Annotated in this window: 1 protein-coding gene; it reads right to left on the bottom strand. The window is 68.6% G+C overall.

Translation table 11 applies throughout. The annotated features are described in order from the left end of the window. Nucleotides 1-141 precede the first annotated feature (141 nt). On the bottom strand, nt 142-1,536 hold the full coding sequence (locus ACYVAQ_RS23320) for an IS1380 family transposase (RefSeq protein WP_460793004.1): 1,395 nt from the start codon (nt 1,534-1,536) through the stop codon (nt 142-144). Between the last annotated feature and the right edge of the window lie 124 nt (nt 1,537-1,660).

Consider the following 1,660-nt stretch of genomic DNA (forward strand, 5'->3'; position numbering starts at 1 on the left):
CTAGCCTCGATCTTTCGTGTGGCCGGCTGAGGATGGTTTCGGTGTAGGGCGGTTCGTTCGGTAGCAGTAGCGCGCGTGTGATCGCCGGCGCTGGGGCCGCCGGTTCTCGGTGTCCTTGTCGGTGGGTCTGGGGTGGTGCCGTCAGGCGGTGCGGAGCGAGTGCCAGCCGTTGTCGATGAGCTGGTTCCAGGGCCAGTCCCTGGGGAGTCGCAGTCGTCTTCGGCGGCCGGTGCTGATGATGCGTCCGGCGACGGCGAGGAGTCGGAACCGGAGCCGTTTGGGTTCCCAGCGGCGGGCGGGTTCGTGCTCGTCGAAGGCGAGGGTCTGGGTCCAGGTGAGGAGGTCGGCGGCGAGTGCGACGATTTCCATCCAGATCCGGTTCTGGGCGAAGCCAGCGAAGGGCAGGTTCCGCATGCCGGTGTCCTTCAGGCCACGGATCCGGTCTTCGCAGCGGGCACGTTGGCGGTGTCGGACCTCGAGCGCGGCCAGTGTCCATCCAGGGCCGCGGGTGTTGGTGGCGAAGCAGGTGATTCGCCAGCCGTTGTGGTCGGTCAGCCGCAGTTGGGCGCCGGGGTGCGGGCGTTCGCGGCGGGCGATGACCCGCATCCCGGGTGGCCAGTCGTCCTTGGTGCCGGTCCGGCTGGTGGGTGGCATCCATGCCGTCAACTCGGCGACCTGCGCACCGTCGCGGGCCTCGCCATCGCTGTCGAGTGCGGCACGCCAGGCCTGATCCGGGATCGTCTCGATTGCTGTCTTGACGGCTTCGCTGGCGCCGAAGCCGACGGTGTACTCCAGGCCCGAGTCGACGATGTGCCGCAAGAACGCTTTGGAGCAGCCGCCGGTGTCGGTGCGGACCAGAACCTGGCCCCGCTCGCGCTCGGGCAGCTGAGCCATCGTGTCATCCAATGCTGTGATGTGGTCGGCGCTGTCCCAAGCCGAGGCACGACCAGGTCGCAGGTTGAGCACGCCGGTGTCCCCGGTGCCGTGGGCACCGTGGTCGATCGACGTCGTCATCGGATGGAACCCGAAGCCACGCTTGTAGGTCGGCTCGGCCCCCTCCTTTTCGGAGTGTGCGCCCACCAAGGTGGCGTCGATGTCGACGATGACCTGCCCGCCGCTGCGTCGACCCGCGGCCCCGGCCAACGGCCGGCGTGCTGCCCACACCGCGGCCCTTGCATCGGCACGCGCGCGCCGGATCGCGACGACCGCGGCATCCACGTCATCGGCAAGCGTGGCGAACAGTCGCGACACCGTCGGGTCAGAGGCGACAAATCCGAAGATCGCCGGCTGAGCGCGGACAGCCGCGATGTCCGCGAGGCAGTCCCCGCCGAGCGCGACCGCGGTCGCCAGGTCGAGCAAGACCTTCCCTGGATCATGCTGGGCCCGCGAGCCGCACCACGGCGTCAACGCCGCCGACAGGCCACGGCCCAGGCCCGCGACTCGGCTCGCTTCCCGCAGCAGCAGAGCGCCCGACGAGGAGATCAGCGACTCGCGGACCGGATCGAGAACAACAGACGCAACCGGGTTAGCCTTCACCTACGGAGTGCCTCTCTACGCGGTGGATCTTGACCTTCGACAAGCCAAGAATCCCGCGCCAGACAGGCACTTCCGTGCGTTACGCGCCGTACTCAACCCCGGCGACATGAAATCTCGAGGCTAG

The organism is Nocardioides maradonensis (assembly GCF_054777115.1).